Raw genomic sequence first — 25,614 nt, 5'->3', positions numbered from 1 at the left:
AATGGCAACAAATACCTGTAACAAAATGCTGTTGAAAAACGTCCCTTACTATGACCGTCCACGTGAACGACTGCTTCGCGAAGGAGCGGTCCATCTGTCTGATACTGAACTTCTTGCCATTTTACTGCGGACAGGCAGGGAACAAGAGACGGCTCATCAGCTGGCTCAGCGCTTGTTAGCCAGGTTTGGAGACCTGCGTGGTTTAGCCCAAGCCTCTCATGCTGAGTTAACAGAGCTAAAAGGAATTGGTCCAGTCAAAGCGATTGAATTGCATGCTGCGTTTGAGCTTGGGCGTAGATTGATGGGAGTGCCTCGAGAGTATAGGGCTTCTATCCGTTTACCACGGGACGTAGCTGATTTGATGTCGCCAGAGCTTGCTCATTTGACACAGGAACATTTTGTCTGTCTCTTTCTGAATACCAAGAACCATGTGATTGGCAAGCAGACGATTTTCGTAGGCAGTCTGGACGCTTCCATCGTACACCCGAGAGAAGTCTTTAAAGAAGCGATCCGTCGTAGCAGCGCATCGGTGATATGCCTACATAACCATCCGAGCGGTGATCCGACACCTAGCAGGGAAGACATTGCGATTACGCATACATTGCGTGACGCTGGTGAACTGGTGGGGATTTCATTGTTGGATCATGTTATTATCGGGGAAGGCAAGTACGTTAGTCTCAAAGAGCAAGGGTACTTGTAAGTATGTTTGAAAACCTTCCCCAAAAACGCGGTCGCTCTACCTTGAAGAGGCCTCGAAAGAGGTTCTCTTATGCTTGTCATTTGGATTAATATTTGGAAGGAGTTTTTTTATGTTTGGTGGATTTACACGTGACTTGGGGATTGACCTCGGCACTGCCAATACACTTGTTTTTGTGAAGGGGAAAGGAATTGTGGTGCGTGAGCCTTCTGTTGTAGCGATCCGCACGAATAACAATTCCATTGAAGCAGTAGGGAATGCAGCGAAAAGTATGATCGGTCGTACGCCAGGTAATATCGTAGCGGTTCGCCCAATGAAAGACGGGGTTATCGCTGACTTTGATACAACTGCGACAATGATGCGCTATTTCATCAATCAAGCACAAAAAAATCAAGGGCTGTTTACACGTCGTCCAAACGTAATGGTCTGTGTACCTTCGGGAATTACTGCGGTGGAAAAGCGCGCTGTCGAAGATGCTACGAAGCAGGCTGGGGCGAAGGAAGCATATACAATTGAAGAGCCGTTTGCAGCAGCGATCGGTGCAGACCTGCCGGTGTGGGAGCCGACTGGTAGTATGGTCGTTGACATTGGCGGCGGTACGACAGAAGTTGCAATCATCTCACTCGGGGGGATTGTGACATCCCGCTCTATTCGTGTGGCCGGGGATGAGATGGACGAGGCGATCATTCAGTACATCAAACGCCGTTACAACTTGATGATCGGGGAACGGACTTCAGAAACACTCAAGTTGGAGATCGGCTCTGCGATTGCTCCTGATGAGGTCGAAAACGTTGACATTCGCGGTCGTGACCTTGTAACCGGATTGCCAAAAACGCTCTCGGTAAGCAGCACAGAGATTGCGGAAGCATTGGCGGAAACCATTTCTGCTATCGTGGAATCGGTGAAGGTAACACTCGAAAAAAGCCCGCCTGAGCTCGCGGCGGACATCATGGATCGTGGAATTGTACTCACAGGCGGCGGTGCGCTCTTGCGCAACATGGATCGCCTGTTAAGTAAGGAAACGGGTATGCCCGTGCATGTCGCGGAAAACGCACTGGATTGCGTAGCGATTGGAACAGGTCGTGCATTGGAGAACATTCACCTGTTCAAATCCAAGCAAGGCATCACCTCTTCCCGACTAAAACGGGGTAAATAAACGGAGGGTAGGGCATGTCGTTTTTCGGGAATAAGCGGCTTATCATTGTACTTGTAGGCTTGGTCCTGCTTATCTCCGTCGTGGGCTTCACTTCTCGTGAACGGGTTAGCCTGACCTGGCCAGAAATGTTCTTCAAAGATACCTTCAGCGTGGTGCAGGGCTTTTTTTATCGTCCTGCCCAGGCTGTTTCTGGCTTTTTTCAGGAAATAGAAGAAGCGTACGGCGTGTATGAAGAAAACAAGGCACTTAAGGCAAGCTTGGATCAGTACGCACGTCTAAGTGCCGAATTGCACACGCTCAAGGCAGATAATGATCGCCTTCGAGAAATGGTGGGGGCAAAAGATTCACTTAAATCTTACAACCTGCACTTTGCGGAAGTCGTGGCGAGAAACCCTGATACATGGAACAACGTCGTTACCATCGATCAAGGATTAAAAAGTGGCATTAAAAAGGATATGGCTGTCATTACAGCCAAGGGAATGGTCGGGCGCATACAAAGTGTTGCCAACTTTTCAGCTACGGTTGAATTGTTGACGAGTTACGAGCGACGTGACCATATCTCAGCGGATATTTTGACGGAGCAGATCGTTGACGGCAAGCCTGTGTACCGTCAGGTTAGTGGTGTCATTGAAGAGTACGACGCGCAAAAGAGATTGCTCGTCATGCGCAAAATCCCTTGGGGACAGGCAATTAAAAAAGATCAGCAAGTTATTTCATCCGGCTTGGGAGGAGTTGTCCCTCGCAATTTGCCAATCGGCTATATTGTTCGTGTAGAGCCAGATGATTATGGCTTGACTCAAACCGCCTACATCCAGCCAAGCGCTGATTTTTCACAATTGAATGAAGTCATGGTTGTGGAACGAGACTTCACAATTGGCCCCAATGGTGAATTGATCCCGCAACAGCCAGCTGGTCAGACACAAAAAACTGTGCCTCCGGCTCCACCTGCTAGCGGGGGTGGTCAGTAATGGCTCGGTTTTTATTGACGTTGGGCGTCGTGGTTGTGTTTGTTTTGGAAGGAACTGTGATGCAAGTATTTTCACCTGATGCATGGGGTCTGTCTTGGTTGACGGTACCCCGGTTTGCGCTTGTCTGCTGCATCTTTATTTCGATGTATCTCGGCAGGCGCGAAGGTTTGTATTACGGGATCGCCTTCGGTTTTTTGCAAGATGTCCTATTTGGGCAACTAATTGGAATCTATACCATGTCCATGATGGTGGCCAGCTACTTTGCAGGGATGATCGTTCTTTTGTTCCAGAGAGGATTCGGGATGGTTTTCATTACTAGCTTCCTGATTTTGTTCGGACATGAGTGGCTTTTGTATTCGTTGTTCCGCTTGTTTTCCGCCGCCCCCTTCGATGTTCGATGGATTTTGACGCATCAAATTTTGCCTAGTGTGCTGTTTAATCTCGCTTTTGGCTTACTGGTATACTTTCCGATCAAGAATGTATGCAACAAGATTCTGGCGAAAAAGGAAATGCACATGCAGTAAGGACAAAGGAGAGGAGAGTTCGTGGAAGAAGTCAAAGAACCGAAATCAGACATACCTATTCGGCTCAATATATTGTTTGTGATTGTATTTTTGTTCTTCGCCGCCATTATTTTGCGGCTATCCATCGTGCAGCTGGTGGAAGGCGAACAGTACAAGCATGAATTGGAAAAGTTCAGTATTCGGGAACTGCCGATTTCCGCTCCTCGAGGCCGTATCTTGGATAAAAATGGCGAGGTACTCGTCTCGAATAAGCCTGTGTACACTGTGCAATACGTTGAAGAACAAGGACAGGACATTGATGAAGAGAAAGTCGCGGATCGTCTGGCAAAAATCCTCATCCCCGATGGCGGCAAAATTGGTACGGATAAGGAATTGTTAAAGAAGACGATTGAATTGAGATCAACTTTGCCTGTTGCTTTCAATGGGCAAGAAACGAACGATCTCAAGGCAAAGGTCGCGACGAAGTTAAAAGTCGTTCCGAAAGTCGAGACCGTTGATCAGATGTCTGACTTCCAGTTGGTAAAAACCGCTGTATATCTGGGAATGCGCGTTCGTTCTCCTTTTGATGACAAGGAGAGAGCAGATCTTATTAAGAAACTGAATGCTGCCAAACCAGGTACACCCGCTATTACGGAAGCGAACACCACGGACTTCGAGCTGTTAAAAATGGCGATAAATGCTAATATGACCCTCGCTTTGAAATTCGACAAGGAAGATCGCAATGACCTCGCCAAAAAAGTGAAGGAACAGATTTCAGCTTTGCCAACCCCGGAAGGCTTAGCAGATAAGTCTGACATGGATTTGCTGCGCTATGCCTCGTTGTTCGACATGGATGTCAAACTGCCGTTGACAGAGCAGCAACGCCAATTTCAGTGGCACAAGCTCTCTTTGCTGCAGGAAATGCGTTCACCGCAGATGGCCAGCTACATTCCAAGGCGTGTCAAGGTCAACATCACAGAGCAGGAAATGTTTCAAATCGAGGAACGACGCACCGAGTTGCCGGGAATTAGTGTGGAGTTGGAGCCAGTGCGCCAAATTTTCGAAGATCCGGATGGTTCGGCATTTGGTACTCACTTTCTCGGGTACATCAATGCGATTCGTCCTGAGAGCTTGAAAGAATATCAGGCACAAGGCTACAATGCTATCGACCGTGTCGGTGTAACCGGGCTGGAGAGCTCCTATGAACGTTATTTGCGTGGCAAAAACGGGATTATGGAAGTGCACGTGAACAAAAATTCGGAGACGGTAGAGAAGCAGATGCGCCAAGCCCCTGAACCAGGAAACGATCTTGTTTTGGCTTTGGACTGGCGTTATCAAAGCAAGGTAGAGGCCATCTTGAAAGAAGAGGTTGAAGCATTCAAGAAGCGCCCGTCTACACCAAAAGCATTTAAAGACGCACACGTATTGGTAATGAATCCGAATACGGGCGAAATATTGGCGATGGCGAGTTATCCAGATTACAATTTGAATCTGTATTACGACCGTAAGAAATTCAACGAGAATTATGCCTCGCTTATTTTGCCGAACGAATCAAACAGATTCATCTATACGCCGTATCCACCTGCTTCTACCTACAAGCCACTGTCTGTCATGATTGCGCTTCAGGAGGGGCTGACTACACCGAACGAAGTCATCTATGACCGAGGCGGATTGTATGTCGGAAACACGTATAAACGCAACTGGAAGGCGGGTGGTCATGGAGCTGTTAACGCTCGTCGTGCCTTGCAGGTGTCGAACAATACGTATATGTACGAAATGGCGCTTCGCTTAGCAAGAAAAGGAAAAGATGGCTGGGAGAAGCAGTTCTCTGTCTATGATTACTACAATGCCCAGTTTGGTCTTGGTGTGAAAACAGGTGTGGATCTACCGAATGAACATACTGGTTGGGAAAACCAGAACATGTACTTCGGGAACTTGGCGGACGTGATGATTGGTCAATATGATCTGTTCACGCCGATGCAGTTGGGTCAATACGTTTCGACCATTGCCAATGGAGGATATCGAATACGCCCCCATCTTGTAAAAGAAATTCGCAAAGGAACCACCGATCCGAAGAAACCAGGTCAAACGCTCTCCGTTATTGAACCAGAAGTGCTCAACCGGGTTGATATCGATCCGAAGTATATACAGGTGGTAAGAGAAGGGATGCGGCTGGTTACTCAACCAGGTGGTACCGTTCAACGCTTTAAGGGGTTGCCGTTCACGGTTGCAGCCAAGTCTGGTACGGCACAAACGTCGCAGCCAGCGGAAAACGCACTGGTTGTCGGCTTTGCGCCTTATGAAAATCCTCAACTGGTTTTCGTCGTCGTTGCGCCGAACAGTTTGAGAGATGGTACATCCAGTTCTGATGCTACTGGTCCGATCTCGCGTCGATTGCTCGAAGCTTACAATGAACTGAATCCAGGTGTCCTTACTGGTGGGGTTCCGAAGCCGAATCCAACGTCCTCGAAGTAACCAGAAGGTTGTCCAGGGCAATGAAGCCCAAGAGAATAGTTAAGTCAAGCTCTTGTAAAACGCCACTATCTGACCTGTTTCGGCAATTTTTTTACGCAGAGCAGGAAAAATCTTTCTGCATGGCGAATGGTATCGGTCGAGGTGAAACCGGTGACGACTGTGAAAAGCAAGGTCACGATCAAAGGGACTAAAGAGGGTCTCGTCTTCTTTATGGATGATACCTGTTCCTTCGACGAACTGCTGGCCGATATGCGTGAAAAAATAGAGCATAGCCACCAACAGATTTTGTCGGGGCCACTCATTCGGGTATCTATAAAATTGGGAAAACGATACTGCTCACCAGAGCAACAAGAGCAGTTGACTCAAATTATTCGAACTAAGGGCAACCTGGTGATCCATACAATCGAATCTGATTTGATCACGCGGGAAGAAGCGATGGCTGAACGCCTGAAAACCCATTTTTCCATACAGGTAAATACGGTACGCTCTGGGCAAGTTCTGGAGTTTGACGGTGATTTGCTCTTATTGGGAGATGTCAATCCCGGGGGGACGGTTCGCAGTACAGGAAGCATTTACGTGCTAGGGCATCTCAGAGGGTACGCGCACGCAGGTATTTCCGGTGACTCACAGGTAATTATTGCGGCTGCAGTCATGAGTCCTACCCAGTTGCGGATTGCAGAAGTGATTAGCAAGCCGGGTGAGGAATGGACGAATAATTCTGGAGGCACAGAATTCGCCTATCTGGAAAATGAGATCATGCTGGTAGCGAAAATGAACTACTTGTCGCGAATCCGCCCTGAATTGGGTGAGAAAAAGCGTGAGGGTTGAGGGAAAGAGGAGGAACGGACGTGGGGATAGGAATTGTCATAACTTCCGGTAAAGGCGGCGTGGGTAAGACGACCACTTCCGCCAATTTGGGAACGGCGCTCGCATTGTTGGGACAAAAAGTGTGCATGGTAGATACCGATATTGGCTTGCGCAATCTGGATGTAGTCATGGGACTTGAGAACCGAATTATTTATGATCTGGTAGACGTTGCCGAAGGCGCATGCCGACTGCCACAAGCTCTGATCAAAGACAAGCGGTTTGAAAATCTGGCATTGCTCCCGGCTGCTCAGACCAAGGACAAATCCGCAGTAACTCCCGAGCAGATGGAAGAAATCATTACGCAACTGAAGCGTGAATATGATTATGTCATCATCGATTGCCCTGCGGGTATTGAGCAAGGCTTCCGCAATGCGGTGGCAGGGGCTGATCAAGCAATCGTCGTGACTACACCTGAAAAAGCCGCTGTGCGTGATGCTGATAGGATTATTGGCCTATTAGAGCGAGAAAAAATCGGAATGCCGAAGCTGGTTATCAACCGTGTTCGCTCCCATATGGTGAAAAATGGCGACATGCTGGATGTAGAAGACATATTGGATTTGTTAGCCATTGACTTAATTGGCGTAGTGCCGGATGATGATCATATCATTAAATCCGCGAACCAAGGTGAGCCTGCTGTGATGAACCATGAATCGCGTGGTTCCATCGCCTATCGGAACGTAGCCCGACGCCTTTTGGGTGAAGCTGTTCCATTGCAACCATTGGAAGAAAAAGCGGGCGTGTTCCACAAAATGCGTAAATTCTTTGGATTAAAATAGGTAATACTTGGCTCCCTTCTTTTATAGAGGGGAGTCACGTTTTCTAGGAGGAAACGGATGGACCTGGAAAAACGTCATTTAAAAACAATTGACTGGACCATCATTTTGATTTTGGCAGGGCTAGGTGTCTTCAGCTATCTGGGGATTTCCGGTTCTGCGGCAGGTGTAGATAAGGCGCATCAGCAGGTCCTTTGGTATGTCATCGGCTTTATTGTGCTAGGTGTGACATTGCTATTTGACTACCGGCTCTTTCACAACACGGCCTATGTCTTGTATGCGATCGGTGTGATTCTTTTGATCGGGGTATTTCAGACGAGAGCGATTAATAATGCCACGAGTTGGTACGACCTTGGCCCTGTGTTGTTTCAGCCTTCCGAACCAATGAAGCTGTTCACGATATTGACCGTTGCACGCTTCTTGTCCAAGAGGGCAAACGATCAAGACCGCTTTTACTACTTTTATAAACTGATTCCGGTAATGTCCTTGGTTGGCTTTCCGTTGCTATTGATTTTGATGCAGCCCGATTTGGGTACCGCAATGGTTTATACAGGTATGCTTGCCACTATGCTAATCGTTGGTGGTATACGGATGAAGCATGTATTGTATATGGGCGGGCTGGTCGGCAGCTTTTTTGCCGCCATGACACTGTTGTATCAATACAAGCAGGATATCTTTTTCAAGATTATCAAGCCGTATCAATGGGATCGAATCGTCTTTTGGATGAACCCGGATCTTGAACCGATGGGACGAGGGTTCCAGCTCAAGCAAGCATTGATTGCTATCGGCTCAGGGCAACTGTTCGGAAAAGGGATTGATACGCCGACACAAGCGAGCTTTGGATGGGTGCCGGTTGGAGAAAGTGATTTTATCTTTACCGTCATTGCAGAAAAGCTGGGCTTTGTCGGAGCGGGCTTGCTGATGATTTTGTTTTTCGTCTTGATTTACCGAATGATCCGCATCGCGATGGAGGCAAAAGATCCGTTCGGCTCCTACGTTGTTGCAGGTGTCGTAGGGATGCTTACTTTTCAGATCTTTGAGAACATCGGCATGACGATTCAGTTGATGCCGATTACGGGTATTCCGCTTCCGTTTATTAGCTACGGAGGGAGCTCACTCATAACCAACTTCCTGATTATTGGTGTGGTGCTCAACATTGGGATGCGTAAGGACAAGTTGCGTTTTGATTAAATAGTTGTTCAAAAAAGTCTTCAGGTTCGCCCGCTTTCTCGGTGCGGAATTGAAGACTTTTTGAATACTCATGAAATGCGTGACAAATGCAAATACTTATGCTAAAATCATCCTAAGTTAACCATTTTTACAAGTTATAGTGTTTGATTGATTGGTATGGAGTCGTACGTATTGTGAGTGACGTCACCAATTGTCAATCGCAATTCGTATGACTTTTTTTCCTTGACGCAAAAGGCTTATCTGTAAAAAAGAGGTTAACGCTACACTCTTTCGCCTCGTGGGGCGTAATGTTCAGGGAGGTTTTGTTTCATGCAACAAGGTATCGTAAAATGGTTTAACGCAGAAAAAGGATACGGTTTCATCCAAGTTGAGGGTGGCGACGACGTATTCGTACACTACAGCGCAATCCAGTCAGAAGGTTTCAAATCTCTTGACGAAGGTCAAAAGGTTGAGTTCGAAATCGTTCAAGGTAGCCGTGGACCACAAGCTGCTAGCGTAACTAAACTGTAAAATTGACAGATTCAAAGGCAGTCTCTCTATGGGGAGACTGTCTTTTTTGCATGTTTCCCCGATAAGCTGGGGAGTTGGAGAGGGGTGACGGTCGTCATAAAGCAGGTAGACAAGTCATAGGATGATACTAAAGGCTTGGCCTGCGGAGGGATGGACATGTTTGAAAGAGTAGATCGCGTAAAAGAAAGACGGAGGGAGCGTTTGGAACGAATTCGAACACAGTCACGAGACGGCTATACTCCCTACGTCGATGATTGGAAAGATCCGATCGAAGAAACGCCAAACCCATTCAGTTACTCGCCGCCCGAGAACGATATGATGGACCAGCCACCGTCTCATGAAAAGTGGGGCGTGCAAATTTTAGCATCTGTCTTATTGATTGGTGCCGCTTATGTATTGTTTCAAACAACGCTGATCCCTGCCTCTTGGAAAAGCTCCGCGAGGGAAGTCATGACACGGGACTTTAATTTTTCGGGGGTAGCGGACTGGTATGAAGCGAGATTTGGACCGATTCCGACGATGCTTCCTTCGATGCCTACCAATCCCCCTGCCGTGCCAGCTACGAGCACAACAAAGGGTGCAACTGCTGTGTGGAAGCTCCCAAGTAGCTGGGAAATCGTTAAATCCTATGATCCAGAGAGCGCAAATGTGATCCTGCATACGGGAATGAACGATCAAATCACGATCGGAGAAGCTGGCTGGGTTGCTTTTGTCGGTGAAAAGCCTGATTATGGGACGACAGTGATTGTTCGCCTAACAAAAGGGCGGGAGATATGGCTGGGCAATCTCGATAGTATAGGGGTGACGAAGGACGAGGTCCTTGCACCTGGTAAGGTCATCGGAACCGCTCGGGTAATGGATCAGACATCACGTCAACTGTATCTAGGGGCGAAAGTAAATGAGCAATTTGTCAATCCCTTGGAAGTGATTCCATTTGAATAGGGGAGGCTGGCTCGACATTCGGTTTCGCATTCACCTGCTATTTTGGGTGGTGATTGGCTTGTCCGTGGTGACAGGCCATTTTTTGGAGGTCATTACCTTGTTTGTCATCGTGCTGATCCATGAATTAGGGCATGTAGCGATGGCACGTGAGCTCGGATGGACCGTAAAAGAAGTGCAGCTTCTGCCTTTTGGTGGAGTAGCGACGATGGAAGATTCATACGCTACGGACCCATTGGATGAGATTGTCGTGGCACTGGCAGGGCCCTTCTTAAATATGGTGATGATGGCTGCCTCCTACTTGTTTTGGTTTATGGGGATATGGACGGAAGAGTGGGCCCGCTTTTTCTTGGTAAGCAATTTGACGATTGCGCTGTTTAACCTGTTGCCAATCTGGCCATTGGATGGCGGGAGAATCTTGTTGGCGGTTCTATGCTGGTTTATGTCATATAGACATGCGACGATGATATCGATGACCGGGAGTACGCTGTTTGCGGGGATCATGGTGGGGATGTCCAGCTTGGAGTTGAAGTACAACTTAGTAGTGATCGGAATTTATTTACTGACGTTGAACATCCAGGCATTTTTGCGATTTCCTTATCAATTTTTTCGTTTCCTGGTCGAAAAATACGACCGGCAGCTAGATGGAGCTGCCGTTCAAGCGATACGGGTGCATCCCGAGGAAACGGTACTAGCTGTCTCGCACAAGCTGCGGCGGGGATGCTCCCATCTTTTCTACGTGCAAGGTGCGGGTCTCTTGGCAGAGGAACAGCTTTTGTATGCCCTTTTGTTTGAACAAAAGCACGACGCCGCAGTGGGCAAGCTCCTTTAGTCTGTAGACCTTAATCAGCAGGAGCGATCCATTCCATCAGCCAGCAATCACGCATGCTTCCTTCGTGCCATTCGTGCAGGGGAAGCTCTTTTACTTTTCGAAAGCCACATTTTTCGTAGCAACGGAGGGCTCGTTCATTCCAGGCATGCGGGTCAATCGCTACTTTTTGTGCTCGTTTTTCCGTTTGGAGGTAGTGGAGGATGGCTGTAACGAGCTGAGTGCCAATACCGCGATTCCAGTAAGCAGGCTCTCCGATGAACTGGTCCATGCCGTAGACAATATCGTCCTTTGCATAACCATACCGTTGTTTTTCCGGGGCATCGAGCGGATAAAATTGCGCATAGCCAATAGGTTTGTCCGCATGCAAGATCAGGCAGCGGGTTTCACCGTCATCTTCCGGAAAAAAGCTTTGCTGCACGAGGGACTCGTCATGTGGCCGATCGCGACCTTCATAGTAGGCCAAAACGCGTTCGTCAGAAAGCCATTTGACTAAGTGAGTGGTATCATTGGGGGTTAATGCTCTCATGGTAAGATCACCAGCATAAATCATGGTTTATCTCCTTTACCTTGACTTGGCAGTTATGTTAGATTACTTCCTATGAGCCCGGTTATCCTTCTTTGGGGCAATGTTTGTACGGGGAATAAGGAGTGAAGGCAGTGAAGCAAGTAGCGATCAGTACACAAGGTGGCAGCATCCGCATCGCATTTATGGAAAACGGGAAATTGCAGGAATGGCGTACACAGGATGTGAGGTCACACGCAAGCGTGGGTGACATTTATCAAGGACGGATCGCAGATGTGAAGCCTGGTATCCAATCCGCTTTTGTTGATATTGGTACAGGTCAAAATGCTTATTTGTACGTAGATGACACGGTCGGTGTGGAGTCGGGTGGAACAGCGAAACCAAATATTGCAGAACGCGTTCATGTTGGGCAAAAGGTATTGGTTCAAGTGAGTAAAGAGGCGATGGAAATGAAGGCGCCCAAAATCACAATGCGGATCAGCTTGCAGGGGCGTTACCTGGTGTACCTTCCGACTGAAGAGAGCATATCGCTTTCGCGTAAAATATCCGACGATACCAAACGAAAACGACTGCAACAGGTGATCTCTTCGACAGTAGAGCAAGGGGAAGGCTGTATTTTGCGCACAGAAGCAGCGGAAGCAGAGGAGCAGACACTCATTCGTGAACTTACCTATTTGCGCAATCGTTGGCAGGACATGCGGCGAACAGCGGAAGGACTGCGCTCAACCGGGCGGATTTTTCAGGATGCCGAGTTGATCGAGGTGGCGCTACGAGATGGCTTGGCGAACGGAATGGATGAGTTGTTGGTAGAAGGTGCGGCGACTCATCAGCAGGTAAAAGCGGCGTTGGCAGCTTTTGCTCCGGAAGTACAAGAGAAGCTTCGCTGGTATCAGGGGAAACAGCCGCTCTTTGACTTCTTGGGTGTCGAGGCGGAGTTGATTCGTGCTCGTGATCGACAGGTGCCGCTTAAGAGTGGAGGGTCCTTGGTCATTGACAGGACCGAAGCGATGACAGTCATCGATGTAAATACCGGTTCATTCACTGGTGCGGGAGGGCAACAGCGGGAGCAGGCAGTAACCGCGACCAATCTGGAGGCAGTAGCTGAAATTGCCCGGCAGCTTCGCTTGCGGGACATCGGTGGCATCGTGATCATTGATTTCATTGACATGAAAGAGCAGGGCAATAAGGAGCGAGTGATCTCGCGATTGAAACAAGAGCTGGCAAAGGATCCTGTGCCTTCGACTGTTCTTGGGATGACTTCGCTTGGTTTAGTCGAGATGACGCGAAAAAGAGTTCGTGCGAGCCTGATGGAGCGGTTGACGGAGCCATGTGAGGCATGCGCGGGTCGAGGGAGAGTTTGGCGAGTAGACGAGCTGTTACGGCGCTTGTACATCGAAGTTACTGCATTGGCAAAGAGCCAAGATGCGGAGGCTGCTCTCGTAGACATGCCGCCACGATTGTTGGACATGATAGAGGCGTGGGAAAAAGCAGAAGCAGTTACATGGCCTGTCCAAGTCTATAAGCGGCTTGTTCCTTCTATGAGCCCAGACGAGTTTCGAATTGGATACGTCGGAAATCGGGCAGAGGCGGAGCGTTTACACTCGAAATAACTTGACTGGGCTATTGTAGCTATGATAACCTAATGGTTGTCATGCAGATATGCCTCGTGCATACTGTAACCGCACGAATCAGGTACATAAGCCGTCGCTCGTCGACGCACCTGTAAAGGCGAGTCTGAGTATAGGAGGTGCACACAGTGTACGCAATTATCGAAACCGGTGGAAAGCAATACAAAGTTGAAGAGGGAGCAGTTCTCTTCATCGAGAAATTGGCTGACGTTGAAGGTGAAGTAGTTACTTTTGACAAGGTTCTTCTCGTAAGCAAAGACGGCAAAGTTACTGCAGGAGCTCCTACAGTAGCTGGTGTTACGGTAACTGGTAAAGTAGAAAAACACGGTAAAGCGAAAAAAATTATCGTGTACAAATACAAAGCCAAGAAAAACTACCGTCGCAAACAAGGTCACCGTCAACCATTCACTAAAGTTGTGATCGAAAAGATCAACGCTTAATTGGTGACTTGTTATGATTGAAGTGATCGTGAGCCGTGCGCAGCACGGTATCCATGAAATTAGTATTTCCGGACATGCCAATGCGGGTGCCTATGGGGCAGACATCGTTTGTTCTGCTGTATCAGGCATCAGCTTTGGTATATTAAACGCCATCCAACCTTTGACCGGCATCACTCCTGATGTCGCTGTCGCACAAGAAGGCGGTGGGTTCTTGAAGTGGAGTCTTTCTTCTTCGGATGATGAGACTGTACGCGAGAAACAACAGCTTTTGGCAGAGAGTATGGTCATTGCTCTTTTGTCAGTTGAGGCGAATTACGGTAAATACGTAAAAGTAAATGATCGTAAATGGCAGGGAGGTGTCTGATATGAACATGCTGTTTAACTTGGACCTTCAGTTTTTCGCATCGAAAAAAGGGGTAGGTTCCACAAAGAACGGTCGCGATTCCATTTCCAAACGTCTGGGCGTGAAACGTGGCGACGGGCAATTCGTTACTGCTGGTAACATTCTCGTTCGTCAACGCGGAACTAAGATCTACCCAGGTGCGAACGTAATGAAAGGCGGAGACGACACTCTGTTTGCAACTGCAGATGGTGTTGTTCGTTTCAAGCGTCTGGGCCGTGATCGCAAACAAGTTGTGATCGAACCAGTTGCTTCCGAAGCGTAAATATTTATTAAGAAAAACCCAGCGATATAGCTGGGTTTTCTTTTTGTCCCGCTCTTTTTTGTGGTACAATAGATGGGAAAGATATTCTTATCGACTTGGGTGAATGTGATGGGGGACGAGCGGAGGCTGTTTACGCATCAGACAGACCAACTGCTGACCGTTCTGAACAGGCAGCGGCATGACTGGTTGAACCATGTTCAGGTTCTGCTCGGCTATTTGCATTTGAACCGTACTGAACAAGGAGAGGCCCATTTGAAGCGCATTGCACAGATGGCAATGCAGGAATCGATGGTTGCCCGATTGAATAGCTCCTTGTTGTCCGTCTTCTTCTTGACATTTAACGCACTGAACAATGAATTGCTTTTAGAAGTAGACGTGTGCAATCATGTGGATCTCACGCGAGTAGTCTTGAACGAGCAAGACTTGTTTCAGTTGGTGTCAGAGATATTATGCACAGTGAACGATCATGTAGACCAGAGCGGGTACGAAGCGGCCAGCATGCAAGTAAGCTTGCAGATGGATGAGTGTGGCGTTCATTTTCGTTTTGACCTGGCCGGTGTACTTCGTGCATCCGGAATGGAAGAATTGGAAAAGCTGATACGTAAAAGCGAACAGAGTACGGTGGAAGTCACCGAGTGGATACATACGGAAGAGGAATGGGTCCTGAAATTGGTGGTTCCATTCGCGGAATGAAAGAGGTGACACCATGTTTGTCGATCAGGTAAAAGTATATGTAAAAGGCGGGGACGGTGGTAACGGAGCCGTCTCCTTTCGCCGGGAGAAGTACGTACCGCTGGGTGGTCCAGCGGGTGGAGATGGCGGTCAAGGTGGAGATGTCGTATTTGTCGTGGATGAAGGTCTGCGTACACTGGTAGATTTCCGTTATCAACGACATTTCAAAGCACCACGCGGAGAGCATGGCCGCAACAAATCTCAGCACGGAGCAGGCGCGGAAGACATGGTCGTGCGCGTGCCACCGGGAACAACTGTCATTGATGATGATACCAAAGAAGTGATTGCCGATCTTGTGGAGCAAGGTCAACGTGCTGTGATCGCAAAAGGCGGACGTGGTGGACGAGGCAATAATCGTTTTGCCAACTCTTCGAATCCAGCCCCACACATCTCGGAGAACGGAGAGCCAGGTCAAGAGCGTTATATTGTCATGGAGCTCAAGCTGATTGCAGATGTGGGCTTGGTTGGTTATCCGAGTGTAGGGAAATCCACGTTGCTGTCCAGTGTAACAGCGGCGAAGCCAAAAATTGCTGCGTACCACTTTACGACGCTGACACCGAATCTGGGTGTTGTGGACTTGGGGGAGCGGAGCTTTGTAATGGCCGACTTGCCAGGATTGATTGAAGGCGCGCATGAAGGTGTGGGTCTTGGTCACCAATTCCTGCGTCACGTAGAGCGTACACGCTTGATCGTCCATGTGATTGATATGGCAGCAGTAGATGGACGTGACCCATACGAGGACTATTTGCAGATCAACCGAGAGCTGACGCTGTATAACCTGAAGCTCGAAGATCGTCCGCAAATTGTAGTCGCGAACAAAATGGAACTGCCAGAAGCAGCGGAAAACCTGCGTATTTTCAAGGAAAAGGCTCCAGATGTCAAGGTGTACGAGATCTCCGCTGCAACCAGTAAAGGCGTACAAGAATTGATGTATGCGATCGGGGATACCTTGGCGACGATTCCGGACAAGCCAGCTGTCGAAGAAGTTGCGGAAGTGGAAGAGCGCGTAGTGTTCCGAGCAGAAAAAGAACCAGACGCATTCGAGATTACGCGTGATAACGAAGTATTTGTCGTCAGCGGTGAGAAGATCGAGAAGCTCGTACGCATGACGAATCTGAACAGCTATGATGCAGCCCAGCGTTTTGCAAGACAAATGCGCAGCATGGGTGTAGATGATGCTCTGCGCAAGCTGGGAGCAAAAGACGGGGATACCGTTCGGATCGGCAAATTAGAGTTTGACTTTGTGGAGTGACAAAAACCATGATTGATATCCCATCACTGAACCCATTTATGGGGGATAAACGACTCCAACGCGGTGCGTCGCTACCGCTAATCATCTCCAAGCAGGTGCAGACACCTGTCCAAGTTTTGGTTGAACATGCAAAGGGTAATTATCTCGTAGTTTCCTATGAGATGAAGCCCGAAACGAAAGCAGAGCTGCTCGGAACAACTGTACGCATTCGTTGGGAAACAGATGCGGCAGTGAACACCATTGATTTGGAAGTAGTTTCGGAGCAAACGATTTGGCCGATCAAGCTTTTAGGGATGATTCCGATTAGTGTAGGGGTAGAAATTACCCAAAAGCGCAAGCAGGATCCTATTTCCCCAGATCTCGGTATTTCTGTCCCTTACAAGGTGATGGGAGCTAGACCGATCGAAGAAAAAGGCGAGGCAGTGTTGCTGAAATTCTCTCCTACCCGTCTTGTTTTGGGAACGGACGGTTATGTGTCAAAGGGCGATTTTCTCCATTTGTCTTTCAAGATACCGAAGCAAGCGCAGGAGATCGTCATGATGGCGAAAATCGTGGAAAAAACGTTCCAAGACAAGCAAACAATCATTGAATTAATCTTTACGGATATCAATGAAAAGCACCATGAACTCATCAAAGATTACTATAAAAAGCTCTCAACTACCGCTTCTTCCTAAGGAAGCGGTTTTTTTCCTTTGATGTTCCCGTGAAGAAGGTATATAGTAGAGTACATAGAGTTCTCAATCGAGCCTGTTCACTTCATGATTTGTTGTGTGCGCTTTCCTGAATAAATATTTGTGAAATCATTCACTTTTTATTATAAGAATCCGTTGTTTGCTTTACTTTGTGAAAAATGTTACATGCAATTTTTTACCGGATTTTCAGGGAGAATAGCGGCCGTTACTCGTATGAACAGGCATCGAGAATGGAAGGCCTCTATTCCAAAGCAAAGGAGGACGTTTTTTTATGTCTCAAACAACTACGCAACAAGCTCAAGCTGCTGCTGAAGTAGCAAGCACTGCTACTCTGGCACCAGCGCAGCAACAAGATGTACTCGATCAGTTGATGAAACCAGAAATTCAAGAGTCACTGAACATATTGGTGGCGAACCTGCCTAAATTGGCAGAACTGACAACTCTTTTGACCAAAACCTATGATTTGGTACAAACGGTAGCAAATGATCATGTATTGATCGACGACATCAAAGGCGGAATGGAAGAGTTCGTAAAACCGATCTCTGATAAAGCAAAAGGTATTGCGCAAGCAGCCATTGAAGCCAATGACCGTGTTCATGTAGAAGAGTCTACGATCGGTTTGTTCGGTATTCTCAAAATGCTCAAGGATCCGCAAGTACAAAAAACATTGCGTTTCGCACAAGCATTCCTGGAAGTAACTGCAGAACGTCAACAACAAAAACGATAGTTTTTTTATTATGGAATGGAAGACAAGGACGGAGGATTGGGCATGGCGAAGCATATTCTGATTCTAGGCGGCGGTTATGGCGGTTTGCTCAGCGCATTGACTGCACGTAAATACATGACGGCTGAAGAAGCGTCGATCACGGTAGTAAACCGTTTTCCTACTCACCAAATCATTACGGAACTGCACCGCTTGGCAGTAGGAAACCTGTCTGAACAAAACGTGGCGCTCCCTCTGGAAAGATTGCTGCGTGGCAAGGAGATTAACCTTGTAGTAGACACGGTAGAAAACATTGGTCTCGAGTCCCAACGCGTAACATTGGCGAGCGGCGAGTCCATCAAATACGATGCTTTGGTCATTGCGCTGGGAAGTGAAACCGCATTCTTTGGAATCCCAGGTCTGCAAGAGCACAGCTTTACACTGAAGTCTGTAGAAGAAGCAAATCGTCTGCGTGCACACCTCGAAGAGCGCGTGATTGAATACAAGACGAGCAAAAATAAAGCAGCTGCTACCTTCGTTGTAGGCGGTGGCGGTCTGACAGGTATCGAGCTGGTTGGGGAATTCGCTGATATGTTGCCAAATCTGTGCCATAAGCACGGGGTAGACTTTGCAGACGTTTCCATCTACTGCGTAGAAGCAGGTCCATCCATTTTGGCTGGTTTTGCTCCTGACCTGGTTGAGCGTGCGAAAACAAGCTTGGAAAAACGCGGTGTTCAGTTCCTGACAGGCGTACCTGTAACGGAAATGAAAGAAACCACAGTTTGCCTGAAGGATGGCGGTACCATTGAAACCAAAACAATGGTATGGACTGGTGGCGTACAAGGAAATCGCGTAGTAGCTGAGTGCGGCGTGGAAGTAAACCGCGGGCGTGCAACTGTTACAGAATTCCTGCAATCCACTTCTCACCCTGATGTATTCCTTGCAGGTGACAGTGCGGTCGTAATGGGGCCAGAAGGTCGTCCATTCCCTCCAACTGCTCAACTGGCATGGCAAATGGGCGAAGTAGTAGGTTACAACCTCTTCGCACACTTCAACGGCACCAAAATGGATACCTTCAAGCCGGTATTCTCCGGAACATTGGGTAGCCTGGGCCGTAAAGACGCAATCGGTACAATTGGTGCAAGCCAACTGAAGCTGAAAGGTCTGCCTGCAACCTTGATGAAAGAAGCGAGTAACGTTCGCTACTTGACTCATATCAACGGTCTGTCGTCTTTGGCATACTAATCGAATCAGGAAAACCCGGGATCATGATGTCCCGGGTTTTTTGTGCTTGTTTATCCGTTTCCGCTCGGATCTTCAATCACGTTTGGGGATTGTGCCATCTTTTTGCCCCGCATGTCATTGCCAAACTGTTCGAGACTGCTTGGCTTACCCGCTGGGTGATTGTTACGGCGCTCCGATTTATCTGACTTTCCACGTCCGGCCATTTGCCTTTCACCTCCTCCATACGATACGCATTATTGTGTGCGAAGAAGCTCCCCCTCATGTAATCAAAGTAAACCAAAAAGGATCGGATGAAAAAAAGTGGCGGATAAGGATTGTCACATTCCAAGCTTTCCGTTATAATGTCCTCTATGAAGAAACAACTGTTTTTCTCAGGAGGACACAACGCATGAAGAAGGAAGAAAAATTCTACTTGATTCGATCTGACATCCTGCCAGAATCGATTGCCAAAACGATTGAAGCCAAGAAGATGCTGGAATCCGGCGAAGTGGATACCGTGAATGAAGCGGTTGAACGGGTGGGATTGAGTCGTAGTGCTTTTTATAAGTACAAAGATGGCATTTTTCCGTTCAATGCGATGATGAGCGAAAAAATTATGACGTTTACTTTCTCTTTGGATCACATGTCAGGTTACTTGTCCAAAGTGCTCACATATGTAGCAGATCAAGGTGGAAACGTATTGACCATCAATCAGACGATTCCACTTCAAGGGATTGCTACCATATCCATGTCAGTCGATATGGCTAATCTTCGCGTATCTAGCACGGAGTTTTTGGATGGCTTGCAGCTGATCCCGGGCGTTCGCAAAGCGATGATCGTCGGTAGGGGCTAAGAAAAAACAATCAAAGAAAAGGCAGGGGAGAGAGACATGGAGAAGCAGAGCATTAAACTGGGATTAATGGGGTTTGGAACAGTCGGGACTGGTGTCGTACGCATTATTCAAGCGCATCAGGAGGATTTGCAAAAGCAAACAGGTCTCAGCATTGAGATTTCCCGTATTCTTGTTCAGGATGCGGAAAAATCCCGCAATATTTCATTCATGGAGGGCACGCTCACCACTGACCCTGCTAGTCTTTTGGATGACCCAGAAATTGAAGTCATTGTGGAAGTGATTGGTGGCATTCATCCTGCAAAGGAATACATTTTGGGTGCACTCGAACGAGGCAAGCACGTTGTAACAGCCAACAAAGATCTGATGGCGTTGCACGGAGCCGAAATTTTAGAGAAAGCGCAAGAAAAAGGCTGTGACGTTTTCTACGAGGCAAGTGTGGCAGGTGGGATACCGATATTACGTGCATTGGTAGAAGGGTTCTCCTCAGACCGTATCGCGAAAATGATGGGGATCGTCAACGGGACGACCAATTACATCATGACCAAAATGAGTCTAGAGGGCGCAGAATACAGCGAGGTATTGAAAGAAGCGCAAGCACTGGGCTATGCGGAGCAGGACCCAACCTCCGATGTGGAAGGCTTTGATGCCGCCCGCAAAATGGCGATTCTGGCAACGCTGGGCTTCCGTGTACCGATGAAGCTCGAAGATGTGGACGTAAAAGGGATCAGTTCTGTGAGCAAGGAAGATATCGCCTATGGCAAGCAGCTGGGCTATGAAATCAAGCTGCTCGGGCTGGCTCGTCGTGACGAAGAGGCGATTGAGGTAAGTGTGCAGCCGACTCTGGTTCCGAAATCTCATCCACTCGCTTCCGTTAATGGTGTCTTTAATGCCGTGTACGTACATGGGGAAGCGGTAGGAGAAACCATGTTTTACGGGCCGGGCGCAGGTGAATTACCGACTGCTACCGCCGTTGTGTCTGACCTGGTCACTGTCGTAAAAAACAGAAAGCTAGGAGTGAATGGACGCGGAATGGTTGCTCCATACAAAGAAAAAGTACTGAAAGAAGACAGTGAAAAATTCTCGAAATACTTCCTGCGTATCGTCGTTGCAGATAAACGCGGTGTTCTTGCTCAAATTACGCAGCTGTTGGCTGACAAAAATATTTCCCTTGAGCAGGTGATCCAGCAACCGTTCAACAACGGACATGAAGCAGAGATTATCATGGTTACACACATGTCCTCAAAAAGTGACATGGATGCAGTATTGGCTTACATGGAACAGATGGATATCGTATCAACTGTGCAGAGCTGCTACCGTGTAGAAGGGGGAGACAAATAATGGCTTTTAATAGACAGTCTGGCATCCTAGAACGTTACCGGGAATTTCTCCCGATTACGGAAAAAACTCCGCTGGTCAGCTTGCATGAAGGAAACACTCCGCTGATCCATGCCCCGAACCTATCCAAACAATTGGGGGTGGAGCTGTACGTCAAGTACGAGGGGCTCAATCCGACCGGATCTTTCAAAGATAGAGGCATGGTCATGGCTGTAGCCAAAGCGGTTGAAGAGGGAAGCAACACAATCATGTGCGCTTCGACGGGGAATACATCAGCAGCAGCAGCGGCGTATGCGGCACGTTCAGGATTGCGTTGCATCGTCCTGATCCCAAGCGGCAATATCGCACTGGGCAAGCTGGCACAGGCCATCGCCTATGGTGCAGAAGTCATCGCGATTGACGGTAATTTTGATGAAGCACTGGATATTGTTCGGGAAATCACAGCGAAAGAGCCAATTACACTGGTGAATTCCGTGAACCCTTACCGGATCGAAGGACAAAAGACTGCGGCATTTGAAGTGTGCGATGCGTTGACAGACGCTCCTGACATTTTGGCTATTCCAGTTGGTAACGCAGGTAACATTACGGCATACTGGAAGGGCTTCGAGGAATATTTCGTAGCCAAAAAATCGACTCGCTTGCCTAAGATGTACGGATTCCAGGCAGCCGGAGCAGCTCCGTTGGTTCATGGCGAACCCGTATCCAACCCTGAAACGATTGCGACAGCGATTCGAATTGGGAACCCAGCGAGCAAGGATGGCGCTTTGAATGCCATTTCGAAATCAAACGGTCTTGTCGATAGTGTAACAGACGAAGAAATTTTATATGCTTATCATTTGCTGGCGAAGAGTGAAGGCGTGTTTTGTGAGCCTGCCTCGGCAGCATCACTGGCGGGAATTATCAAGCTGCATGAGGCAGGAAGGCTCCAACCTGGCAGCCAGATCGTGTGCATACTGACTGGAAACGGACTAAAAGATCCCAATATCGCTTTGAAGCTGGTAGGTGAAGAGCCGCGTTCTGTTCCGGCGACACATGAAGCTGTAATGGAGCTGGTTCGTCAAAGTGGGAGAGAATTTGTATCATGAATGGACGACGTGTAAAAGTAACCATACCGGCAACGACAGCGAATCTGGGACCGGGATTCGATGCGCTGGGAATGGCTTTCCAGTTGTATTCTGTCGTAGAAATGGAAATCAGTGATCATACGACAGTGGAGATGATGGGGAAGGAGCTACAAGGAACACCGACGGATAAAAACAATCTTCTGTACAAGGTTGCAGCTGGATTGTTTCAAGAAGCAGGTCTCGCCATTCCTGAGCTCGCGATCCGTGCCTCCAGTGAGGCTCCCCTGACGAGAGGATTGGGAAGTAGTGCCGCTGCGATTGTAGGTGCACTCGTAGCGGCTAATCATCTCGCTGGCGAACCATTTACGCGTGAGCAGTTGTTTGAAAAGGCAACACGCCTGGAAGGGCATCCGGATAATGCAGGTGCGTCGATGTTTGGAGGTATCATTGTTGCGACGATGCCTGAAGTACCAGGAGACCCCGTTCCTTATGTGCGGTTTTCTGCTCCGGCTGGATTGCAGACCCTCGTTGTGATCCCGGAATTCATGCTTTCGACAGAAAAAGCGCGGAACGTCTTGCCACAGGTGTACAGCAGAGAGGATGTTGTATATAATGTGGGTCATAGTAGTTTGCTAGTTGCTGCACTAGCACAAGGCAGACTCGACCTGATGGGACGGGCAATGTCGGATCGGCTACATCAGCCGTATCGAGCAAAGCTTGTACCTGGCTTGAACGAAATCCTGGACAAAGCGACTGAACACGGGGCACTGGGAGCTGCTTTAAGCGGCGCTGGACCGACGATCCTCTGTTTCTTCTCCTCAGATGAAGAATTAGAGAAGCTGCGTGCATTTGTGGACAGAGTGATGAAAGGGCACGACATCTCGTACCGCGTGATGATCTTGCAACCGGACGAAAATGGCGTACAGGTAGAAATCCATCAGAGATAGACCATAGTGGATAGGAGTAGCCATGGAGAAGAAACTTGCTTTTCTAGGACCGCGTGGAACGTTTACCGAAGAAGCAGCACGGATACTGTCGCTCGGACAAAATCTATCTTTCGTTCCGTACCCAGGTATTATTGAAGTACTAGACGGTGTTTCCAAAGAGGAAGTGGCATACGGTGTCGTACCGATGGAAAACTCCATTGAAGGAACGGTTAATTCTACACTGGATTGGCTCATTCACGAAGTAGAGCTGCCTATTTTGGCAGAGCTCGCCTTGCCGATTACGCAAAATTTGCTTGTGGCAAAACGGGAGCATCCACTTCCTTTGTCCGCGATTACGAGAGTGCTGTCACATCCTCAAGCGATTGCACAAAGCCACAACTTTTTGCGTGAGAATTTGCCGGAAGCAGCGATCGAAACAGTAAACAGTACGGCATTGGCTGCAAAAATGGTGAGTGAGCATCCAGAAGAGCCATGGGCTGCTGTTGGTACTCGATTAAATGTAGAGATCTATCCATTGGAGTTTGCGCGTGAACAAATTCAAGATTATTCGAATAACTATACGCGCTTTGTTCTCGTCGGTCGGGAAAGTCTTGATCTACCGGTTTCCCGCAAGGAAAAGACGACGATACTGGTCACGCTGCCAGAAGATTTCCCGGGAGCGTTGTATCAAGTACTTGCTGCTTTTGCTTGGAGAAAGGTCAACTTGTCTCGCATCGAATCACGTCCGACGAAGAAAGCACTCGGAAGCTATTATTTTGTCATCGACATTGAGCAGAAGATGGACGATGTCTTGTTGCCAGGAGCATTTGCTGAGATTGAAGCCATTGGTTGTCAAGTTCGTCAGCTCGGGACGTATCCATTTTATATGCATCAGACCAATTCCTAGAGGGATTGGTTTTTCTTTTTCTACTCCCTCCCAACAAAGGAATGACGTCAAGGAGCAAAACGCCCATGACTGCATACGATGTTAGGGAGTTTGGTGCAAGGGAGGAGAAAAACATTGAGAATACACATCGTCCAAAAAGGCGATACGATGTGGAAGATCGCCAAAAGATACGGCGTCGATTACAAAGAACTGTTACGCCTTAATAGTCAATTAAAAACTCCCGATACAATTTATCCTGGAGCGAGAATCAAGATTCCGGCGAAACAAGTTCCTGTCCGACCACCACAAAGAACGACGCCCCCGCATCCAATGAGTGAGGCGGCCCCTTATGTGAAAGAAAGACCGATTACGGAAGAGGAAGAGATGGAGGTTCCGCAACAAATTGAAAGGCGGCCCATTGAGCCGGAAGAATCAGGAGAAGTGGAAATCGAATCCAGAGAGGAGATCAGACCTACTCTACCACCGGCTCCCATTCCTACGAGGCCACCCAAGGAGATGCCTAGACCTCCCAAAGAAATGCCAAGACCACCAGTTCCTTCTGTTTCACCAGAGATAGTCAGGCCAACGGAATCACCAACACTACCACCAACATTACCACCTCCACCACCAACGAAGCCGATCGAAAAACCAATCGAGAAGCCAAGTGAAAAACCGATCGAAAAACCGATTGAAAAGCCAACACCGTATAAACCACCGAACATTTCAGGAAATCCAAATGTGCTGCCTCCTGTTCCGCCTGTTCCTATACGTCCACTCATACCGACTCCACCTCCAACCGGGGTGAGTCCGTATATTTATCCACCAGCGATTCCACCGAATCAAAATGTACCCTACATTCCATATAGACCACCGACTCAGGTCTTGCCCTTACAGCCAATACGACCGCCAGCAAATGTATGCCCACCTTGCACGCAGCCACAGGTAAGCCCATTGCAACCGATGCAGCCAAACTACCTACCGCCACGGGTAAGCCCATTGCAACCGATGCAGCCAAACTATCCACCGCCACGGGTAAGCCCATTGCAACCGATGCAACCAAATTTCCCACCGCGGGTAAGCCCGTTGCAACCGATGCAGCCAAACTTCCCACCGCGGGTAAGTCCATTACAACCGATGCAGCCTACCTACCCACCACGAGTAAGTCCGTTGCGGCCGCAGAAGCCGACTTCAAAGGTGAGCCCACAACAGCAGCTCAAGCCACCTTCAAAAGTGAGCCCGCAACATAAGCAGAAACCAACAACGAGGGTAAGTCCAGAGCAAGAGCGCAGGCCGATGCCACAGGTGCGCCCATTCCCGCCATTCCGACCGCCGTTCATGCCACCATTCCCACCACCATGCCCGCCATTTCCGCCCTGCCCACCGTTCGTGAACCCGTGGAATGGCCCATTTTATCCAAGTCGCCGACCGATTGTGAGTCCCGAACAAATTCGACCCATTCATCCATTTCCAATGGTCCCACCACCGATCAGACCGATGCCGTTTCCTTATCCATGCCCACCACCATTTCCACCCATGCCATTAAAGCGGCCACGAGCGAAGAAGCCTGTGTGCCCGGAACCAGTGGAGTCATCATCATGTGAGTGTTCTTCTGAAGTCATGGAGTACAGAGGCCGAAAAGGCAAGTACAATCGTTCTCCACAGGGGATTCACAATAACATGATGTTCCCGCCTTCCCCGTGTATGGCTTCCATGCCTGAACAAGGGGTTTGGCCGAACTGGGGAGATGGGCATGAAGAATCCTCTTCTTACTGAGAGGGTA

Annotated in this window: 28 protein-coding genes and 1 other annotated feature; of the genes, 26 read left to right on the top strand and 2 right to left on the bottom strand. The window is 48.4% G+C overall.

Annotated features, from left to right (window positions below; genetic code table 11):
* Nucleotide 1: 1 nt before the first annotated feature.
* The 11 genes from radC to HP401_RS10270 all read left to right on the top strand — a co-directional run bounded on the left by radC (nt 2) and on the right by HP401_RS10270 (nt 10,911).
* Nucleotides 2-700, top strand: coding sequence for a RadC family protein (gene radC / locus HP401_RS10320; protein WP_012685551.1), 699 nt, complete (start codon nt 2-4; stop codon nt 698-700).
* A gap of 109 nt (nt 701-809) precedes the next feature.
* On the top strand, nt 810-1,853 hold the full coding sequence (locus tag HP401_RS10315) for a rod shape-determining protein (RefSeq protein ID WP_012685552.1): 1,044 nt from the start codon (nt 810-812) through the stop codon (nt 1,851-1,853).
* A 14-nt stretch (nt 1,854-1,867) separates the two neighbouring features.
* Entirely contained in the window at nt 1,868-2,821 is a 954-nt protein-coding gene (gene mreC / locus HP401_RS10310) for a rod shape-determining protein MreC (RefSeq protein ID WP_016739189.1), read from the top strand.
* Nucleotides 2,821-3,345, top strand: coding sequence for a rod shape-determining protein MreD (gene mreD / locus HP401_RS10305; RefSeq protein ID WP_012685554.1), 525 nt, complete (start codon nt 2,821-2,823; stop codon nt 3,343-3,345). The genes mreC and mreD overlap by 1 nt, the downstream gene beginning before the upstream one ends.
* Nucleotides 3,346-3,366: 21 nt before the next feature.
* Nucleotides 3,367-5,799, top strand: a complete 2,433-nt coding sequence (locus HP401_RS10300) for a peptidoglycan D,D-transpeptidase FtsI family protein (protein ID WP_012685555.1) — start codon at nt 3,367-3,369, stop codon at nt 5,797-5,799.
* A 150-nt stretch (nt 5,800-5,949) separates the two neighbouring features.
* Nucleotides 5,950-6,627, top strand: coding sequence for a septum site-determining protein MinC (gene minC, locus HP401_RS10295; protein WP_026133905.1), 678 nt, complete (start codon nt 5,950-5,952; stop codon nt 6,625-6,627).
* Nucleotides 6,628-6,647: 20 nt separating this feature from the next.
* Nucleotides 6,648-7,442, top strand: coding sequence for a septum site-determining protein MinD (minD, locus tag HP401_RS10290; protein ID WP_012685557.1), 795 nt, complete (start codon nt 6,648-6,650; stop codon nt 7,440-7,442).
* Nucleotides 7,443-7,499: 57 nt separating this feature from the next.
* Nucleotides 7,500-8,630 carry a rod shape-determining protein RodA gene (rodA, locus tag HP401_RS10285; RefSeq protein ID WP_173604943.1) on the top strand — a complete coding sequence of 377 codons (1,131 nt, stop codon included), beginning with the start codon at nt 7,500-7,502 and terminating at the stop codon, nt 8,628-8,630.
* Nucleotides 8,631-8,939: 309 nt separating this feature from the next.
* Nucleotides 8,940-9,140, top strand: a complete 201-nt coding sequence (locus tag HP401_RS10280; RefSeq protein WP_005832370.1) for a cold-shock protein — start codon at nt 8,940-8,942, stop codon at nt 9,138-9,140.
* A gap of 156 nt (nt 9,141-9,296) precedes the next feature.
* On the top strand, nt 9,297-10,082 hold the full coding sequence (locus HP401_RS10275) for a M23 family metallopeptidase (protein ID WP_173604942.1): 786 nt from the start codon (nt 9,297-9,299) through the stop codon (nt 10,080-10,082).
* Nucleotides 10,075-10,911: a M50 family metallopeptidase gene (locus HP401_RS10270; protein ID WP_173604941.1), complete on the top strand. Its 837-nt coding sequence runs from the start codon at nt 10,075-10,077 to the stop codon at nt 10,909-10,911. Before HP401_RS10275 ends, HP401_RS10270 begins: the two co-directional genes overlap by 8 nt.
* 10 nt (nt 10,912-10,921) lie before the next feature.
* Here the strand turns inward: HP401_RS10270 and aac(6')-35 are convergent, their stop codons facing one another.
* Nucleotides 10,922-11,461 carry an aminoglycoside 6'-N-acetyltransferase AAC(6')-35 gene (gene aac(6')-35 / locus HP401_RS10265; protein WP_173604940.1) on the bottom strand — a complete coding sequence of 180 codons (540 nt, stop codon included), beginning with the start codon at nt 11,459-11,461 and terminating at the stop codon, nt 10,922-10,924.
* Nucleotides 11,462-11,568: 107 nt separating this feature from the next.
* Here aac(6')-35 and HP401_RS10260 point away from each other — a divergent pair, with 107 nt between their 5' ends.
* The 9 genes from HP401_RS10260 (at nt 11,569) to HP401_RS10220 (ending at nt 18,791) form a co-directional block, all read left to right on the top strand.
* Entirely contained in the window at nt 11,569-13,044 is a 1,476-nt protein-coding gene (locus HP401_RS10260; RefSeq protein WP_173604939.1) for an Rne/Rng family ribonuclease, read from the top strand.
* A gap of 57 nt (nt 13,045-13,101) precedes the next feature.
* Nucleotides 13,102-13,180, top strand: a sequence feature (ribosomal protein L21 leader region).
* A gap of 10 nt (nt 13,181-13,190) precedes the next feature.
* Entirely contained in the window at nt 13,191-13,502 is a 312-nt protein-coding gene (gene rplU, locus HP401_RS10255) for a 50S ribosomal protein L21 (RefSeq protein ID WP_007728661.1), read from the top strand.
* A gap of 13 nt (nt 13,503-13,515) precedes the next feature.
* Nucleotides 13,516-13,866 carry a ribosomal-processing cysteine protease Prp gene (locus tag HP401_RS10250; protein ID WP_087349655.1) on the top strand — a complete coding sequence of 117 codons (351 nt, stop codon included), beginning with the start codon at nt 13,516-13,518 and terminating at the stop codon, nt 13,864-13,866.
* Nucleotides 13,867-13,873: 7 nt separating this feature from the next.
* On the top strand, nt 13,874-14,167 hold the full coding sequence (rpmA, locus tag HP401_RS10245) for a 50S ribosomal protein L27 (protein WP_005832382.1): 294 nt from the start codon (nt 13,874-13,876) through the stop codon (nt 14,165-14,167).
* Nucleotides 14,168-14,239: 72 nt separating this feature from the next.
* Entirely contained in the window at nt 14,240-14,860 is a 621-nt protein-coding gene (locus HP401_RS10240; protein WP_234127594.1) for a Spo0B C-terminal domain-containing protein, read from the top strand.
* Nucleotides 14,861-14,873: 13 nt separating this feature from the next.
* Entirely contained in the window at nt 14,874-16,151 is a 1,278-nt protein-coding gene (gene obgE / locus HP401_RS10235; protein ID WP_064200762.1) for a GTPase ObgE, read from the top strand.
* An 8-nt stretch (nt 16,152-16,159) separates the two neighbouring features.
* On the top strand, nt 16,160-16,825 hold the full coding sequence (locus tag HP401_RS10230) for a PilZ domain-containing protein (RefSeq protein ID WP_173604938.1): 666 nt from the start codon (nt 16,160-16,162) through the stop codon (nt 16,823-16,825).
* A gap of 289 nt (nt 16,826-17,114) precedes the next feature.
* Nucleotides 17,115-17,570 carry a helical membrane plugin domain-containing protein gene (locus HP401_RS10225; protein WP_012685568.1) on the top strand — a complete coding sequence of 152 codons (456 nt, stop codon included), beginning with the start codon at nt 17,115-17,117 and terminating at the stop codon, nt 17,568-17,570.
* 42 nt (nt 17,571-17,612) lie between these two features.
* Entirely contained in the window at nt 17,613-18,791 is a 1,179-nt protein-coding gene (locus HP401_RS10220) for an NAD(P)/FAD-dependent oxidoreductase (protein ID WP_173604937.1), read from the top strand.
* Nucleotides 18,792-18,841: 50 nt separating this feature from the next.
* Here the strand turns inward: HP401_RS10220 and HP401_RS10215 are convergent, their stop codons facing one another.
* Complete coding sequence (locus HP401_RS10215; RefSeq protein WP_007728640.1) at nt 18,842-18,994, bottom strand: hypothetical protein; 153 nt, start codon at nt 18,992-18,994, stop codon at nt 18,842-18,844.
* 185 nt (nt 18,995-19,179) lie between these two features.
* Here HP401_RS10215 and HP401_RS10210 point away from each other — a divergent pair, with 185 nt between their 5' ends.
* The 6 genes from HP401_RS10210 to HP401_RS10185 all read left to right on the top strand — a co-directional run bounded on the left by HP401_RS10210 (nt 19,180) and on the right by HP401_RS10185 (nt 25,607).
* Complete coding sequence (locus tag HP401_RS10210) at nt 19,180-19,623, top strand: ACT domain-containing protein (RefSeq protein ID WP_012685570.1); 444 nt, start codon at nt 19,180-19,182, stop codon at nt 19,621-19,623.
* Between the two features lie 36 nt (nt 19,624-19,659).
* A complete protein-coding gene (locus tag HP401_RS10205; RefSeq protein WP_173604936.1) occupies nt 19,660-20,961 on the top strand; it encodes a homoserine dehydrogenase in 1,302 nt (433 codons plus the stop codon).
* Nucleotides 20,961-22,043, top strand: coding sequence for a threonine synthase (gene thrC / locus HP401_RS10200; protein WP_173604935.1), 1,083 nt, complete (start codon nt 20,961-20,963; stop codon nt 22,041-22,043). Before HP401_RS10205 ends, thrC begins: the two co-directional genes overlap by 1 nt.
* Nucleotides 22,040-22,969, top strand: coding sequence for a homoserine kinase (thrB, locus tag HP401_RS10195; RefSeq protein WP_064200766.1), 930 nt, complete (start codon nt 22,040-22,042; stop codon nt 22,967-22,969). The genes thrC and thrB overlap by 4 nt, the downstream gene beginning before the upstream one ends.
* A gap of 22 nt (nt 22,970-22,991) precedes the next feature.
* The gene (gene pheA / locus HP401_RS10190) at nt 22,992-23,855 is read left to right on the top strand and encodes a prephenate dehydratase (protein WP_012685574.1); all 864 of its coding nucleotides are present in this window, start codon (nt 22,992-22,994) and stop codon (nt 23,853-23,855) included.
* Between the two features lie 114 nt (nt 23,856-23,969).
* Nucleotides 23,970-25,607: a LysM peptidoglycan-binding domain-containing protein gene (locus tag HP401_RS10185; protein ID WP_173604934.1), complete on the top strand. Its 1,638-nt coding sequence runs from the start codon at nt 23,970-23,972 to the stop codon at nt 25,605-25,607.
* Nucleotides 25,608-25,614 lie beyond the last annotated feature (7 nt).

Source organism: Brevibacillus sp. HB2.2 (assembly GCF_013284275.1).
Taxonomy (GTDB): domain Bacteria; phylum Bacillota; class Bacilli; order Brevibacillales; family Brevibacillaceae; genus Brevibacillus; species Brevibacillus brevis_D.
The sequence above is the reverse complement of the archived record's forward strand: the minus strand, read 5'-3'. Positions and strand labels throughout refer to the sequence as shown.